The following is a 15,820-nucleotide window of genomic DNA, read 5'->3' as shown; positions in this document are numbered from 1 at the left end:
ATCCATCGCCGTGCCCCACGGCACCATCGCCGCCAAGGAGTTTGTGAAGCGTACCGGCATCGTCATCTGCCAGTACCCGGCCGGGGTCGCCTTTGGCGAAGCCGCCGATGAAGTAGCGCGGCTGGTGATCGGCATCGCCGCCCGCAACGACGAACACATGCAGGTAATAACCCGCCTGACCAATGCACTGGATGAACCCGGTCTCATCGACCGGCTGGCCAGCACCACGGATCCCCAGGCCTTCCTGGATCTGCTGGGTGCCGAACAGGCTGCGTAATCATCTTTCATCGTCTTTGGTTCAAGAGGTTAATATCATGAAAACATTGCATTTTGGTGCTGGTAACATCGGTCGCGGCTTTATCGGAAAAGTGCTGGCGGATGCCAGCCATCAGGTCACCTTCGCCGACGTCAACGACACCCTGATCGACCAGCTCAACCACCGTCAGGAGTACAAGGTCCATGTGGTGGGTGCGGATCAGAAGCTGGACGTGGTGCGCAACGTGGCGGCGGTGAGCTCCGCCGGTCACGAGGTGATCGCCCGCATCATCACCGCCGATCTGGTCACCACTGCGGTCGGCCCCAACATTCTGGACAAAATTGCCAGCACCCTGGCCAAGGGGCTGCAGGCTCGCTTCGATGCCGGCAACCTGACCCCCCTCAATGTCATCGCCTGCGAAAACATGGTGCGCGGCACCAGCCACCTCAAGCGGGAGGTACTCAAGTACCTGCCGGTCGCGTATCATGCCACGCTCGAATCCTGTATCGGCTTCGTCGACTCGGCGGTGGATCGCATCGTGCCGCCCTCCGCGGCTGCCAACGATGATCCGCTGGAAGTGACGGTAGAGAGCTTCAGCGAGTGGATCGTCGACCAGACCCAGTTCAAGGGGGAGCTGCCACAGGTAGCGGGCATGGAGCCCACCGACAACCTGATGGCCTTCGTCGAGCGCAAGCTGTTCACCCTCAACACCGGCCACATCGTCACCGCCTATCTCGGCAAGCTGAGGGGCTATCGCACAGTGCGCGAGGCGATCGAAGATCCGGTGATCCGCAGCAAGGTGCGCCGCGCCATGGAAGAGAGCGGTGCCGTACTGGTGAAACGCTACGGCTTCGACCCGCGCCTGCACGCAGCCTATATCGAGAAGATCCTGGCCCGCTTCGCCAACCCCTATCTGGTGGACGAGATTGACCGGGTCGGTCGTCAGCCGCTGCGCAAGCTGGCGGCGGGAGATCGACTCGTGAAGCCGCTGCTGGGCACCCTGGAGTACGGCCTGCCGAGCGATCAGTTGCAGGAGGGGATCGCCGCGGCGCTCCACTATCGCAATGCCGATGACCCGCAGGCGGTGGAGCTGCAAGCCCTGCTGGCGGAGCTTGGCCCGGCCAAAGCGCTGGCCCGCGTCACCGGACTGGATGAAGAGAGCGAAGTGGTTCGCGCCATCGTCGCCCGTTACGAAACCCTGTAATAACCCTGCTTGCGGCGCATTCAGCCACCACTGATAGCGCGCCAAGCGCTTGAATGGCAAGGGAATGTGCCCCATATGATAAAAACCGGGAGAGAGGCTGACTCTCTCCCTGTCAGCTGGACCCAATGCACCTATGACCACACACCAGGAAGATGAAGTACTGGAACGACTGAATGAGCAGGATGGCCCCCGCGGCTTCTTTCTCGAAGCCGTGACCATCCTGGAAGAGGCGGTCGACTTCCTGATGCGACGCGCGTTCCGTCAGGAGGAGTATGCCGTCAAATACGCCATCGAACCCCTGCTCAACCAGAGCGGCCCCCTCGGCCAGCTGGAGGTGCGCCTCAAGCTCATCTTCGCCCTCGGCCTCATCTCACTCGAGCGCTATCAGGATATCGAAGCCTATATCAAGATCCGCGACTTTCTGGTGCGCGACCCCAAGGATTACCGCTTCAGCGACAAGCCGATCCGCGATCTGCTCGACCGCCTGCACGGGGTCAATCAGGGCGGCATGATGAAGCTGGAGCCCCCCGCCAGCGAAGAGGATTGGGCCTTCTACCAGATGCAGCTCAACCGGCTCGATCAGATGGTGCGCTCCGCACTGGTACTGGCGCTGGCCGACTGTGTCGGCGAGCTCCACAAGGAGAGCCCCATCTAATCCGGCCCCGTGGCCACACCATCACCACGGTTGGCGTCTGGCTGGCGCCCTTCACACCACCGCCAGCCACCATGACGCCGACTGTCGCACATCTCCCCATCCCGGCCATGATGCACGCACCTTCGGGTGTCAATCTGACCAACTTAGCCACTACACTAGCTCCATACTCACTGCCTGAATCGAGGTCTGCATGATTGCCCTCTCTCTGGCCGGGATAGCCCTGGTCTCCGTGCTGGCCCAATGGCTTGCCTGGTCGCTGCGGGTACCCGCCATCCTGTTTCTGCTGCTCACCGGCCTGACTCTGGGCCCGGTCAGCGGCCTGCTCGACCCCGATGCCCTGCTCGGGGATCTGCTGTTTCCGCTGGTCTCCCTGTCGGTGGCCATCATCCTGTTCGAGGGGGCGCTGACCCTCCATCTGGCCGAGCTCAAGGGGATCGGCAAGGTGGTGCGCAATCTCTGCTCCACCGGCATGCTGGTCAGCTTCGCCGTCATCGGCAGCGCCGGTTACTTCCTGCTGGGGCTGGACTGGCGGGTCGCCACCATGCTCGGCGCTGTGCTGGTGGTAACGGGCCCGACGGTGATCGCCCCCATGCTCAACGTGATCCGCCCCACCCGGGAGGTGGACCGCATCCTGCGCTGGGAGGGGATCGTCATCGACCCTATCGGCGCCCTGTTTGCGGTGCTGGTGTTCGAGGCGGTGCGCCTCGGCAGTCAGGGGGATCTCATCAGCCATACCCTGCTGGCGCTGGGCAAGACAGTGCTGGTCGGTTCCCTGATCGGGGTGGCGGCAGGCTGGCTCACCACCCTGCTCATTCGCAAGGACTGGCTACCGGTCAGCCTGCACAAATTCGGCGTGCTGGCGCTGGTGCTGGTCACCTTCAGCCTCTCCAACTGGCTGAGCCACGAATCGGGCCTGCTGGCGGTGACCGTGTTCGGCATCTGGCTCGCCAATCAGGAGGGGCTGGATCTGGAAGAGGTGCTGGCGTTCAAGGAAGATCTCGCGGTCATCCTTATATCCAGCCTGTTTATCCTGCTGGCGGCCCGCCTCGATCTGGCACAGCTCTGGCAGCTCGGCCCCATGGTGCTGGCGCTGCTCTGCGTGGTGCAGTTTGTGGCGCGCCCGCTCTGTATTCTGGTCTCGACCTGGGGCTCGGATCTCTCCTGGCGAGCTCGCGCCCTGCTAAGCTGGATCGCCCCGCGCGGCATAGTCGCGGCGGCGGTCAGTGCCTCGTTCGCCATCAGCCTGCATCAGGCCGAGATCCCTGATGCCGACAAGCTGGTGCCGCTGGTATTTGCGGTGATCATCTCCACCGTGGTGTTGCAGAGCCTCACCTCGGCACCGCTGGCCAGCCTGCTCAAGATGCGCCAGAGCGCCCCCAACACCTGGCTCATCATAGGGGCCAACTCGGTGGCGCGGGCTATCGGCAAGGCGCTGGCGGATCAGGGGGTGCCGGTGCAACTCTGCGATCCCGCCTGGGAGTTCTGCAAACAGGCGCGGATGAGCAACCTCCCCTGCTACTTCGGCAACCCCCAGTCGGAACATGCCGAGCTGCACCTGCCGCTCACCAGTATCAGTACCGTGCTGGCGCTCTCCCCCAACCGCCACAACAACGCCCTCGGGGTACTGCACTTTGCCCACCTCTACGGCGAGGAGCAGGTCTACTCCCTGCGCTCCAGCGAGCAGCACGGCAAGGCCAACCGGGAGAGTGCCACCTTTCGCGCTCGCCAGAACCTGTTCGGCCCCGACATCAACTATGCCAGGCTGAGCGGCCTGCTGAGCCGGGGTGGCCAGATCAAGGCGACCCGCCTGAGCGAGGCGTTCGACTGGGCCCAGTATCAGGCCGCCAATCCCGGCGCCATCCCGCTGTTCATCATGGATGGCAAGGGCAAGCCCCAGATCGTCACCGGCCCCGTCACCCCGCAGGCGGGTGAGCTGCTGATCGCCCTGCAACCGCCCAGAGAGCAGGGTGCCGAATGAGCGAAGCCAGCCACAATCCGCTGGTCGCCCCTCTGCTGGTGCTGCTGCAACAGGCGGCGGGCAGTTACAAGGTGCATGAGCTGATGGCCGCTCTGCGCCAGCAGGGAGCAATCCCCCGGCTGGCTGACGATGAGCAGCTGCAGCTGTTTCGGGTCAACTTCCTGATCATGAACGCCCTCTACCAGTTGCAGGCCGAGCTTTATGAAGAGGGTTGGTGGCTGGTGATCAGCACCCTGGATATCCGGCTCGAACCGCTGGCCGGGAACCAGGAGGCCAACCACGGCTTTGCCGTTAGCGAAAATCTGCGTAGCTACTATCTCGACTGGCAGGTGTTCTGGCAGACCGACCGTGCCGAAGTTGAGGCCCTGCTCAACCGCTTCTGGCGCGCTTATGACGGTGAGGGGCACAAAGCCGAGGCGCTGGCACTGTTTGATCTGAATGAAGGGGCGAGTCAGGAGGCAATCCGCCGCCGCTGGCGGGAGCTGGCACTGCAGCACCATCCGGATCGGGGCGGCAATGCCGAGACCTTTATCCGTATCCGCTGGGCATGGGAGGTCCTGCGGGGATGATCCCGTTGCCGCACATAAAGGGCAGGCATAGACTGGAGCTGGATATTCCCCACAGGAGAGCATCATGACAGTCAGTGAACTTCGTAAGCTCTATCAGCAACAGATCCTGCACGAGGCCGAAATACTCCACGATGTGGCCATTCCCGGCTGGCTCATCGAATTCAGAGGCAAGGATGGCGCCCTCTACGAGCTGACCGACACCCTCGGCTGCCCGGTCAGTTTCGGCACCGTCGAGCAGGCCCGCGAACATCTGCATCAGGTGGCCGACTGCCCGGTTCAGGTGGAGCACCTCTACCGCTTCTTCGAACGCTAGCGCCACCCACTACACACTAAAAAGGCTCCCGAGGGAGCCTTTTGTTAATCCGGTTGCTTTCTATTCCGGTTGCAGCGGTTCCGCCACCTTGCCCTCCAGCTTTCTGACCGGCTTTTGCAGGATCAGGTTGGCCGGATAGGTGACCAGATCGCCGTTGTCATCACGCACTCGCACATAGAAGAGGCCAATCTCGGTGATGACGCCGGTGACCGAATCATCCTTGTCGAGGATGCGGTTCCGGTCGCCAATCTTGTAGGGGAAGGCGAAGAAGATGGTGATGCTGGCGGTGATGTTGGAGAGGATCGACCACTGGGCGACCATGGCGACCCCCAGTACCGCAAAGAAGGAGGACGCGAGCACCACCAGTCGGGAGAAGTCGAGCCCCCATACCCCGGCCAGCACCAGCAGGGTGGCGCACCCGAGCAGGAAGTGGAACACATGGGCCACGTAGAGCACCCGGTTCTCGCTCACCTGCCTGCTCTGACCGAGCGCCAGCAGGCTCTTGTGAATAAGCCGCCGGATCAGGGTATGCCCCAGCAACAGCAGCAGGGTCAGGCCAATTGATTGCCACATGGGTTATGCCTCCTTACCACCAGCGCCGATGTTTGAGCCAGATAGCCAGCCCGCTGGCCAGCGCCACCAGCGAACCGCAGAAGACCCAGAAGGCGGTCGGATTCTCGGCCCCGGGGATACCGCCGAGGTTGATGCCAAACAGGCCGGTCAGGAAGCTGGCAGGTAAAAAGAGCAGCGCCATCACCGACATCTGGTAGGCGCGGCGGTTGGTCGCCTCCGCCATCAGATTGTTGATCTCGTCTGCCAGCACAGCGGTGCGCGCCACCCCGGCATCGAGGTCATCGAGCCAGCGCCGCAGCCGATCGGCGATATCGAGCAGACGACGGCGGTCATCCTCATCCAGCCAGCTGATCTTCTCGTTGGCCAGCCGCGCCACCAGATCCCGCTGGGGGGAGAGGTAACGACGGATCATGATGAGCTGCTTGCGGATCAGCGCCAGCCGGCCATTGGCGGGCAGGTCGCGCATCAGCACCATCTCCTCCAGGTCGAGGATCTTGTCGTGCAGCTCCTCGACAAACTCCCCCGCCCGATCGGTCAGGGCATCGCAGATCTCCACCAGCCAGTCGGCCGGGGTATCGGCGCCGCCCCCCAGCTTGAGCTGGTTGAAGACATCCTGTTCTGAGAGCAGCGGACGACGACGGCTGCTGATGATGAGATCCGGGGTGATAAAGATACGCAGCGCCACCATCTCTTCGGGCCTGTGATCCTTGTTGTGGTTGATGCCGCGCAGGATCAGCAGCACCGTCTCCCCCATCCGCACCAGCTTGGGACGATTGCTCTGGCCGAGCAGCGACTCCCTGGCCGCCTCGCTGAGCAAGGATGTCTGCAACAGCCAGCGCGCCGAATCGGGATTGCCGTAATCCAGATGCAGCCAGCCGGGATGTGCCGCCGGGACTTCGCTTCCCGCCGTCAGCGGCGCCATGCCCCCCTTGCCATCCAGGGTCAGGGCATAAATCACTTCACCGGGCACCCGATCCATCTCGTCTCCTTCTCGTTTCATGTGCTGGCCCCAGCTTACACCAAAGGCGGGGCCGACTCAGCCCCGCGCCGGGAAGGGGAGGCCTGTGTTAACATGGCCGCTCTCGTTTTCCATCCGCTTTCACTACAGGAAACCATGCCATGCCCATCTGGGTTGATGCCGATGCCTGCCCCATTCCGGTCAAGGAGATCCTCTACCGCGCCGCCCACCGCGCCCAGGTCGTCACCACCCTGGTGGCCAATCAGGGATTGCGGGTGCCCCCCTCGCCCTTCATCAAAACCCAGCAGGTGGAGAAGGGATTCGATGTGGCAGATCATGTCATCGCCCAGCAGGTTCAGCCCGGCGATCTGGTGATCACCGGCGATATTCCCCTCGCCTCCTGGGTGATCGATGCCGGTGGCGAGGCGCTCAACCCACGTGGCGAGATCTACACCCGCGAGACCATCAAGGCGCGGCTCGGCATGCGCAACTTTATGGAAGAGCTGCGCTCGGCCGGCGTGCAAACCGGCGGCCCGGCCCCCTTCAATGCCGCCGACAAGCAGCGCTTCGCCAACGCCCTCGACAAGTGGCTGGTCAAAGGCAAGCTGTAAAGAGACCCTGAAGGCGCCCTGCTTGGGCGCTTTTTCGCCGTAACATCCTGATTTTTAAAATAAGAGCTGACCACAACCGTCAGGCTGGTAAGATGCGCCGCCATCTTGTCCACGCCGTAATCATCATGACCGCCCAAGGGCACCTGCTCTTCTCCGTTACCTGCACCCTGATCGCCCACAAACTGCAGCTCACTCCGGCGCTGGCCGATACCAGTCTGTGGCAGACCATCCCTGCCGCGCTGGCCAGCGCCCTGTTGCCCGACCTCGACCACCCCAAATCGGTGCTGGGGCAACGACTGCCGTGGATCTCGACACCTCTGTCGCGGCTGTTCGGCCATCGTGGTTTCACCCACAGTCTGCTGGCGGTCGCCGCTGCCGTCTGGGGGCTGAACCAGAGCCTGCCGCCGGACACCTTGCCCATGGGGGTCAAGGATGCCCTGATCGTCGGCTACCTCAGCCATCTGCTGGGGGACTGGCTCACCCCGGCGGGCATTCCGCTCTTCTGGCCCATCAAGCGCCGTTACCGCCTGCCGGGCTGGCCGCTGCGCAGTGGCGGCGCCATCGAAACCGGCTTTTGCACTCTCACCTTGCTGGTTGCCGGCTGGTGGTGCGGCTGGCGGCTGTGAGCCAGAAACAAAAAAGCCCCTGACGAGGTCAGGGGCCCAAGCAGTGGTGCGAACCACTAGAGGATCAGATCATGATGCCTGCGATAACAGCAGAGAGCAGGCTGACCAGGGTAGAACCGTAGACCAGCTTCAGACCGAAGCGGGAAACCATGTTTCCCTTCTCTTCGTTCAGCGCTTTTACCGCACCGGCGATGATGCCGATGGAGCTGAAGTTGGCGAAGGAGACCATGAAGATGGAGAGGATGCCGACGGTGCGCGGAGAGAGCTCGGCAGCCACCTTGCCCAGATCCATCATCGCCACGAACTCGTTGGTCACCAGCTTGGTCGCCATGATGGAGCCCGCTTGCAGCGCTTCACCACTCGGGATACCCAGGATCCAGGCGATCGGGTAGAAGAGGTAACCCATGACGAACTGGAAGTTCACGCCAAATGCCATCTCGAACAGGTAGTTGATCAGGGCGATCAGGGCGATAAAGCCCACCAGCATGGCACCCACGATAACGGCAACGGTGAAACCGGCCATGATGTACTCACCCAGCATCTCGAAGAAGTTCTCTTTCTTCGGCGTGTGGTGCTCGTCACCTTCGGCAATGGCCTTGATGTCGGTCACGGAGTTATCCGGCTCGTAGGGGTTGATCAGAGAGAGCACGACGAAGGTACTGAACATGTTGAGCACCAGCGCGGCAACCACGTAGCGCGGCTCGATCAGCTGCATGTAGGCACCGACGATGGACATGGAGACGGTAGACATCGCCGTCGCCGCCAGGGTGTACATCTGCTTCTCGTTCAGGTGCGGCAGGATGTTCTTGAGTGCGATGAAGTTCTCGGACTGGCCGACGATCATCGAGCTGATGGCGTTGAAAGACTCCAGCTTGCCCATGCCGTTGATCTTGGCCAGCACGGTACCGATACCGCGGATCACCAGCGGCAGCAGGCGGATGTACTGCAGAATACCGATCAGCACGGAGATGAAGACGATGGGCATCAGCACCATCAGGAAGAAGGAGAAGGCCCCTTCGTTGACCAGACCACCGAACACGAAGTCGGTACCCTGTTTGGCAAACTCCATCAACTTGGTGAAGCCGGCGGCAAAGCCCCCCACCACCGCCAGACCCACTTCCGAGTTCAGCATGAACCAGGCCAGCGCCAGTTCGACCACCAGCAGTTGGCCGATATAACGCAGCTTGATCTGTTTCCAGTTGTGGCGGTTAGCCAGCAGAGAGAGAGCGAGGACCATCACCAGTCCGAGCACAAAGTGAACGTATTCCATACCTGTAGCACCTGAGTAAATTGTAATTTTTGACCGGCGCCATCATAGACATTTGCACATTTAAAAATCAGATAGCCATCACAATCCCGCGCAATATTATGGAGGCAGGATAATACAAACGTTTTTAAATTAATTGTGCAATGAACTGATATTAATCGCGCAACATTGAAAATATAAATTCCTTTAAAAACATCATATTGAGTAAGGTTGGCGCCGTTTTTATGTTCTTTGAAAATATTTCATCAGCATTTTCGCAACATTCTCTATGGCGCAATAACTACTCGTGGAATATTTTCCAGTCATTATATTAAAACACTGAAAATAGAAAACGTTTATCCGCGATAAATAATTAGATGTGTGTTTGAAAAATAGTCCTTATTACATTGTCAGTGCTCGCCCGCGATCGGTTTGGCAACAAATGAACCTTTCATGGCCCCCTCGTGACCAGCCGTTCAAAAATCCGCCACATCCGGTGCCACATTCTGGTATGATGCGCGGCCTTAGCGCTCGCGCATCCCCGTTTTCTCCGAAATAGAGTCCTTTTGTGAACAACAGCGAATTTAGCAGCCTCAATCTCTCCCCCGCCCTGCAAGAGAACCTCACCAGCCTGGGTTACCTGCAGATGACCCCGATCCAGGCCCAGAGCCTGCCCCTGGTGCTCGATGGCAAAGACCTGATCGCCAAGGCAAAAACCGGCAGCGGCAAGACCGCCGCCTTCGGCCTCGGCCTGCTGGCCAAGCTCAACGTCAACCGCCTCGAAGTGCAGGCGCTGGTGCTCTGCCCGACCCGCGAACTGGCGGATCAGGTGGCTCAGGAGATCCGTCGTCTGGCGCGCGCCCTGCCCAACGTCAAGCTGGTGACCCTGTGCGGCGGCACCCCGACCGCACCGCAGTCCGCCACCCTGAGCTTTGGTGCCCACATTGCCGTCGGCACCCCGGGTCGTATTCTCAAGCATCTGGAGCAAGGCACGCTGGAGCTATCCGGCCTCAAGACGCTGGTGCTGGATGAAGCGGATCGCATGCTGGACATGGGCTTTGGCGAAGATATCAACCGGGTCATCAGCTATGCCCCCCAACAGCGCCAAACCCTGCTCTTCTCCGCGACCTATCCGGAAGGGATCGCCCAGATGAGCCGCGGCGTGCAGCGCAATCCGGTCGAGGTGAGCGTGGAGTCCCTGCACGAGGGGAACGCTATCGAACAGAAGCTTTACGAAGTGCCTGCCGGTCAGCGCCTCGACGCCCTCACCTGGTTGCTGAGCCACTACCAGCCCAGCTCCTGCGTGGTGTTCTGCAACACCAAGCGCGCCTGTAACGACGTGGCAGACCATCTGGCCGCCAAGGGCTTCTCGGCGCTGGCGCTGAACGGCGATCTGGAACAGCGCGAGCGGGATCAGGTGCTGGTGCGCTTTGCCAACGGCAGCGCCACCATTTTGGTGGCCACCGATGTAGCGGCCCGCGGTCTCGACATCAAGGAGCTGGGCGCCGTCATCAACTACGAGCTGACCTATGATCCGGAAGTGCACGTGCACCGCATCGGTCGTACCGGTCGTGCTGGCCAGCAGGGTCTGGCCCTGAGCCTCTATCAGCCGAACGAAGCCCAGCGCGTCAACTTTATCGAAGAGTACCAGCAGGCTCCGATGCCGCAGGGTGATCTCGACAGCATCGGCCGCGACATCAAGCCGATCGCCCCGCAGATGGTGACCCTCTCCATCGATGCAGGCCGCAAGACCAAGGTGCGGGCCGGTGACATTCTGGGCGCCCTGACCGGTGAAGGCGGCATTGCCGGCGCCGATGTGGGCAAGATCCAGATCTCCGAGCAGTACTCCTACGTCGCCGTGAAGCGCAGCGTGGCGAGCGCCGCCCTCAAGCGGTTGCAGGAAGGCAAGATAAAGGGTCGCAGCTACCGCGCCCGCAAACTGGGCTAAGGTTTTTTGCAAGCCGTTAGCCAGACCACAGGCGCCTGACAGGCGCCTGTTTCATATCTCCGATGCCGCCATGCGGCAAGACAGGCACCATGACCCAAGCAATCCAAACCGATGTGAGCTGCCAGAACTGCGAAGCCTGCTGCTGCCGCCTCGAAGTGATGCTCTTTACCGATACCGGCGTGCCGGACCGTTATGTACTGGAACGGGAAGGCGAGATACCGGTCATGCGCCGGCTCGACGATGGCTGGTGCGCCGCCCTCGACCGCAACACCATGATGTGCCGTATCTACGAGGTGCGACCGCTGATCTGCCGTGAATTCGAAATGGGTGAACCCGACTGCGTTGACGAGCGGGACAAGTGGTTTATCAAGCTGGAGTAAAACCCGTCCACGCGGTGAGCGGGGTGGTCAAGCGCTCGCAGGTTCACAGGGAGCGATGTTGAGCTGCTCCCCCAGCCACTGGATGGCCGCTGCCTCCTGCTCGAAGTAACGTACCGCCCGAAAGGGTAATCCCTTGAAGATGTTATCCGCCAGATAGCGCTTGAAGCCCCCCACGAAGACCACCGCCAGAAACTGACAGCCACTCTCGGCACACCAGCCAAACTGGCGACGAAAACGGGCCAGCACCTCGGGCCCGGCCGCTTCAAACTCGGTCGCGACCTCGACAATCCCCCAGGGGCCATCCATCAATCCGGCTAGTTCGTGACGAAAGTGCGCCTCATAGGCCATGGCACCAGCCAGATTGAAGGGGCCACTCGGGCGGCAGATCAGCATCTGGCCCCTGCGCTCCATGTCAAATTGCCCATGTGGCTGCATGACTGCTCCCATTCCTTTACCACCACCATCGCCTGCAAATTGTTACCACAAGGTAATAATTTATAAGGAAAAGTCCAGCAGCAAACAGGCTTTTCCCAAAGCGTGCTCATCCTATCCAGCAAACCGTCGGCACCTCATGTTACCCACATCCCGCACGGAATCGATATCAAGATGTGCGATTGCAGTTAACGAAACGTTACTGCTATTATCCGCGCCGCCACAAACATTCCACCAACCGAAAGGTTTAGCGCCCCAACAAGGATGTGCAATGAAAAACAGGGACTCGAGTCATTACCAACGGATCTGGCGCTGGCACTTCTACGCCGGTCTCTTTGTCGCCCCTTTCCTGATCCTGCTGTCACTGACCGGGATCGTCTATCTGTTCAAACCCCAGCTCGACAACCTGATGTACCCCGAGCTGATGAAGGTCACTCCAGCCAGCCAGACCCTGAGTGCCGACCAACTGCTGGTAAAGGCGATGATGACCATGCCCGATGCCAGCCTGCGTAAATACCTGCCGCCTGTCGCTCCCGACCTGAGCGCCCAGTTCATCGTCAATCGGGGTGAACAGGAACTGACCCTGTTTATGGATCCCGCCAGCGGCGCCCTGCTCGGCACCATGGATAACAAGTGGAATCTGCAAGCGGTGGCTCGCTCCCTGCACGCCGACCTGCTGCTCGGCACCACGGGGGATCGGCTGATCGAGCTGGCTGCAGGCTGGGGGCTGGTACTGCTGCTGAGCGGCCTCTACCTCTGGTGGCCACGCAAGGGGCCCGGGGTGGGTGGCATCCTCTGGCCCAGAGTGAACCAGCGCGGACGCCTCTGGTGGCGGGATCTGCACGCAGTGGTCGGCTTCTGGGGCGCCGGCTTCCTGCTGCTGTTGCTGCTGAGCGGCATGACCTGGACCGGTTTTTGGGGCGATCAGTTTGCCGCGGTCTGGAACCGCTTCCCGGCCGCCATGTGGAACGAGGTGCCCAAATCAGCACCGCTGGCTCGCAGCCTGAATCAGGCCCACGAGCAGACCGTCCCCTGGGCGGTGGAGAACACCCCCATGCCCAGCTCGCAGCCGGTTGATGAGGGGCACGATCACGGTGCCATGAACCACGGCGAGCACGAGGGAGTGGTGATGGCCAGCCAGCGGATCCCGCTGCAACAGGTGGTCGAGATCGCTAATGAACGGGGAGTCCAACCGGGTTACAGCATCACCCCGCCGGTCGGCGCCACCGGCGTCTACACCATCGCCCTGTTTGCCGACGATCCGCGCAACGACGCCACCCTGCATATCGATCAATACAGCGGCAAGGTGCTGGCCGATGTGCGCTGGCAGGATTACGGCCCGGTCGCCAAAACGGTGGAGAGCGGCGTCATGCTGCACATGGGCAAGCTCTACGGCTGGCCCCATCAGCTCGCCATGCTGCTCATCTGCCTGATGGTGCTGGCCAGCGCCGTGAGCGGCCTCTGGATCTGGTGGTGCCGCCGCCCGCAAGGGCGTCTCGCCGCGCCGCCACTGCCCGCCAAATTGCCGCCGATGCGTGGAGCCATCGCCCTGCTTATCCTGCTGGGGATCGCCTTCCCACTGGTGGGCGCCTCCATGGTCGCCATCTGGCTGCTGGATACCCTGATTTTCTCCCGTCACCCGCTCAGGGCGGCGCGCGCCAGCTAGTCGATAACATCATTAACCAACAGAGAGGGCTCCCGCTTGGGAGCCCTCTCTGTTTCTTGGCAACCGACGTTCACTCCCGCTCGACCAACAAGAGAATTTTCTTGGCCTTCTCGAAGTGATCGAGCTTGTGGGTCCGGATCCACCAGGTCGCAGCCTCCATTAGCAACTCGGGATCATCATTGCGATTGGCAAAAAACGCATAGAAGGAGACGCCGACCGTTTCCCCCTTCTGGGCGATTTTCTGCTGGCATACCTGAATGATTTTCTGTTTGAGTGATGCACGCATGGCAGTCTTCCTGTCTGACTGATTCAGTACCAACGCGTTGCATCGGCACACAAAAAGGGCTCCCATCTCGGGAGCCCGTTTCACATAACAACAAGCAGGTCGCTCATCAGGAGAGCGCCAACCCGATGGAGAGCAGCAGGCTGAACAGAAAGGCGCTGATGGCGGTCTTCTTGAGGGAACCGGTCAGCACCTCGCCATCGTAGCTTTCGCGAAGGGTCTTGGCCGCATCGCTGAGAGGCTTCATGGCGGGCAGGAAGATCCACGGCCAGAAACTGGCGGGCTGGATCAGGATAAAGGCGATGGTTGCCAGCAACGCCGCCCCCAGCAGTACCCAGTGATAGGCGATGGCGCGGTTGCGGCCAAGGCGCACAGCCAGAGTGATCTTGCCGCTGGCGGCGTCGGTCTCGATGTCGCGCACATTGTTGATATTGAGCACGGCGGTGGCCAGCAGGCCACAGGCGGTGGCAGGCAGTAGCAGATCCCACTCCAGCGTCTTGGTGAAGAGGTAGTAGGAGCCGAGCACCCCGAGCAGGCCGAAGAAGAGGAACACCGAGATATCGCCAAACCCGCGATAGCCGTAAGGGGTCTTGCCGACGGTGTAGGTCACCGCCGCGACGATGGCCGCGCCACCCAGCACCACAAATGCCAAAATCTGCAGCCACTGGCCGCCGAAGGCACAGCCCAGCAGCAGCAGGCCACTGACCACCGCCGCCAGCGCGGTCAGCCCCATCGCCACGCACATCTGCTTTTTGGTGATAAGACCGGAGACCACTGCCCGCTGCGGGCCGATCCGCTCGCCGTTGTCGGCGCCGGAGACCGCATCGCCGTAATCGTTGGCCAGATTGGAGAGGATCTGCAGCAGGATGGCGGTCAGCAGGGAGAGCGCCATGATGGTGCCATCGAAGGCGCCACGACTGGCAGCCAGCCCCGAGCCCAGCAGGATGGAAGAGCAGGCGAGCGGCAGTGTTCGCAAACGCGCCGCCAGCAACCAAACAGAGAAGGTATTTGTCATTTTGTGATGGCCAAACAATCGGATATTGATCGTGTTAAGGGTTATCGAACCGGATTTGGGTATACTTGGCCCCGGAGAGTGAAGCTCCCGCGGGCGATTTACATGGACGAATGGGCAGATAATATATAGGAAATCATCGCCCTTTGGCATAAACCTACGGCATCCAGCTACCGGATCGCTCGTTACTACCCGGCTCAGACAAGAATCCATGTTGGCTCAGACCCATATCAAGCAACAACTGGACGCCCTGCGTCACAGCAACGTCAGCGGCTTCGTACGGTTGCGAGTGGCGATCGAAATCCGCTCCTTTCTGGGCTGGCTCGCGGCGCAAACCCTCTATCCCCGCATCTACTGGCAGGCCCGTGGAGAGGCTCGTCCAGAGTATGTCGCGCTGGGCGCCATCCATGAACTGACCGAGCCGCACGCCATCAAGCAGGTGTGCACTAACACAGCCAACCAGCATCATGACGACAGCCCTCGCTACTATGGTGGGCTGGCGTTTGATCCGGCCCAGTCCGGCTGGCAAGGGTTTGGCCCCTGCCGTTTCGTGCTGCCCCGCATCGAGCTGGTGCGCCGTGGCGAGTGCGTCAGCCTCTGCCTCAACCTCTGGCTGGATGACGACAATCTCGAGGCCGAACTGCAGGCGGCCGAAGCCGCCCTCGATGCCCTGCACCCTGAAGCCCCGCTGCCCGCCCTGCAAAAGCAGCCCTGGCAGCGACAGGATTGCCCCGGCCCCGCCCAGTGGCAGACGCTGGTGGAGCGCGTCCCCGCCCCCGATTTTCAGGCGCACACTCCCAAGGTGGTGCTGTCGCGGGAAAGCCTGCTGACCAGTCCGAACCATGATGCGGATATCAATCCCTGGGCCATGCTCGACCAGTGGGCCCGCCACGCCCAGGACTGCTTCCACTTCGGTTTTCAATTCTCCCCCGAGCAGGCCTTTATCGCCTGCTCCCCCGAGCGGCTCTACCGCCGGGAAAATCGCCACCTCTTTACCGAGGCACTGGCGGGCACCATTCGCCGCTCCGGCGATGAAGAGGCCGATGCCCAACTGGCTGCCGAGCTGCTGGCCGACAGCAAGAACCGGCTGGAGAACCGGCTGGTACATGC

Annotated in this window: 18 protein-coding genes; 12 read left to right on the top strand and 6 right to left on the bottom strand. The window is 61.3% G+C overall.

Features of this window, described 5'->3' with window-relative positions; genetic code table 11:
- From AACS18_RS23000 to AACS18_RS02035, 6 genes are all read left to right on the top strand, one after another.
- On the top strand, positions 1–277 hold a 277-nt coding region (locus tag AACS18_RS23000), incomplete at its 5' end, for a PTS sugar transporter subunit IIA (RefSeq protein WP_258228821.1).
- Between the two features lie 37 nt (positions 278–314).
- Positions 315–1,460: a mannitol-1-phosphate 5-dehydrogenase gene (locus AACS18_RS02055; protein WP_181363382.1), complete on the top strand. Its 1,146-nt coding sequence runs from the start codon at positions 315–317 to the stop codon at positions 1,458–1,460.
- A gap of 133 nt (positions 1,461–1,593) precedes the next feature.
- The gene (locus tag AACS18_RS02050; RefSeq protein ID WP_108613583.1) at positions 1,594–2,115 is read left to right on the top strand and encodes an MltR family transcriptional regulator; all 522 of its coding nucleotides are present in this window, start codon (positions 1,594–1,596) and stop codon (positions 2,113–2,115) included.
- A 190-nt stretch (positions 2,116–2,305) separates the two neighbouring features.
- Positions 2,306–4,093 (top strand): cation:proton antiporter, encoded by a 1,788-nt coding sequence (locus AACS18_RS02045; RefSeq protein WP_108613582.1) that lies wholly within the window; start codon positions 2,306–2,308, stop codon positions 4,091–4,093.
- On the top strand, positions 4,090–4,662 hold the full coding sequence (locus tag AACS18_RS02040) for a DNA-J related domain-containing protein (RefSeq protein WP_108613581.1): 573 nt from the start codon (positions 4,090–4,092) through the stop codon (positions 4,660–4,662). Before AACS18_RS02045 ends, AACS18_RS02040 begins: the two co-directional genes overlap by 4 nt.
- A gap of 64 nt (positions 4,663–4,726) precedes the next feature.
- Positions 4,727–4,975 (top strand): hypothetical protein, encoded by a 249-nt coding sequence (locus AACS18_RS02035; protein WP_069526933.1) that lies wholly within the window; start codon positions 4,727–4,729, stop codon positions 4,973–4,975.
- 60 nt (positions 4,976–5,035) lie between these two features.
- Here AACS18_RS02035 and AACS18_RS02030 read toward each other — a convergent pair whose 3' ends face one another.
- Together AACS18_RS02030 and zntB are read right to left on the bottom strand one after the other, a co-directional pair.
- The gene (locus tag AACS18_RS02030) at positions 5,036–5,548 is read right to left on the bottom strand and encodes a mechanosensitive ion channel domain-containing protein (protein ID WP_108613580.1); all 513 of its coding nucleotides are present in this window, start codon (positions 5,546–5,548) and stop codon (positions 5,036–5,038) included.
- A gap of 13 nt (positions 5,549–5,561) precedes the next feature.
- Positions 5,562–6,527, bottom strand: a complete 966-nt coding sequence (gene zntB / locus AACS18_RS02025) for a zinc transporter ZntB (protein ID WP_181363383.1) — start codon at positions 6,525–6,527, stop codon at positions 5,562–5,564.
- Between the two features lie 140 nt (positions 6,528–6,667).
- Here zntB and AACS18_RS02020 point away from each other — a divergent pair, with 140 nt between their 5' ends.
- Together AACS18_RS02020 and AACS18_RS02015 are read left to right on the top strand one after the other, a co-directional pair.
- On the top strand, positions 6,668–7,117 hold the full coding sequence (locus AACS18_RS02020; RefSeq protein WP_005335916.1) for a YaiI/YqxD family protein: 450 nt from the start codon (positions 6,668–6,670) through the stop codon (positions 7,115–7,117).
- 125 nt (positions 7,118–7,242) lie between these two features.
- On the top strand, positions 7,243–7,743 hold the full coding sequence (locus AACS18_RS02015) for a metal-dependent hydrolase (RefSeq protein WP_108613585.1): 501 nt from the start codon (positions 7,243–7,245) through the stop codon (positions 7,741–7,743).
- Between the two features lie 64 nt (positions 7,744–7,807).
- Here AACS18_RS02015 and AACS18_RS02010 read toward each other — a convergent pair whose 3' ends face one another.
- Complete coding sequence (locus AACS18_RS02010; RefSeq protein ID WP_005363118.1) at positions 7,808–9,013, bottom strand: NupC/NupG family nucleoside CNT transporter; 1,206 nt, start codon at positions 9,011–9,013, stop codon at positions 7,808–7,810.
- A gap of 544 nt (positions 9,014–9,557) precedes the next feature.
- Between AACS18_RS02010 and dbpA the strand changes: the two genes are divergently transcribed.
- Entirely contained in the window at positions 9,558–10,937 is a 1,380-nt protein-coding gene (gene dbpA / locus AACS18_RS02005) for an ATP-dependent RNA helicase DbpA (protein WP_108613578.1), read from the top strand.
- Between the two features lie 89 nt (positions 10,938–11,026).
- Entirely contained in the window at positions 11,027–11,317 is a 291-nt protein-coding gene (locus AACS18_RS02000) for a YkgJ family cysteine cluster protein (protein ID WP_058059358.1), read from the top strand.
- Between the two features lie 27 nt (positions 11,318–11,344).
- Here AACS18_RS02000 and AACS18_RS01995 read toward each other — a convergent pair whose 3' ends face one another.
- On the bottom strand, positions 11,345–11,752 hold the full coding sequence (locus AACS18_RS01995) for a hypothetical protein (RefSeq protein WP_058059359.1): 408 nt from the start codon (positions 11,750–11,752) through the stop codon (positions 11,345–11,347).
- A gap of 268 nt (positions 11,753–12,020) precedes the next feature.
- On the opposite strand from AACS18_RS01995, the gene AACS18_RS01990 reads away from it, so the two are divergent.
- Entirely contained in the window at positions 12,021–13,415 is a 1,395-nt protein-coding gene (locus tag AACS18_RS01990; RefSeq protein ID WP_108613577.1) for a PepSY-associated TM helix domain-containing protein, read from the top strand.
- Between the two features lie 70 nt (positions 13,416–13,485).
- On the opposite strand, the gene AACS18_RS01985 is transcribed toward AACS18_RS01990, so the two are convergent.
- Entirely contained in the window at positions 13,486–13,701 is a 216-nt protein-coding gene (locus tag AACS18_RS01985) for a DUF6500 family protein (protein WP_108613576.1), read from the bottom strand.
- A 106-nt stretch (positions 13,702–13,807) separates the two neighbouring features.
- On the bottom strand, positions 13,808–14,713 hold the full coding sequence (locus AACS18_RS01980; protein ID WP_181363381.1) for a 1,4-dihydroxy-2-naphthoate polyprenyltransferase: 906 nt from the start codon (positions 14,711–14,713) through the stop codon (positions 13,808–13,810).
- A gap of 208 nt (positions 14,714–14,921) precedes the next feature.
- Here AACS18_RS01980 and AACS18_RS01975 point away from each other — a divergent pair.
- The coding region (locus AACS18_RS01975) for a chorismate-binding protein (RefSeq protein WP_108613574.1) at positions 14,922–15,820 on the top strand (899 nt) is incomplete at its 3' end.

The organism is Aeromonas sp. HMWF015, from assembly GCF_963878965.1.
Taxonomy (GTDB): domain Bacteria; phylum Pseudomonadota; class Gammaproteobacteria; order Enterobacterales; family Aeromonadaceae; genus Aeromonas; species Aeromonas veronii.
Note: the sequence above shows the minus strand (reverse complement) of the source record. Positions and strands in the feature narration are given on the sequence as shown.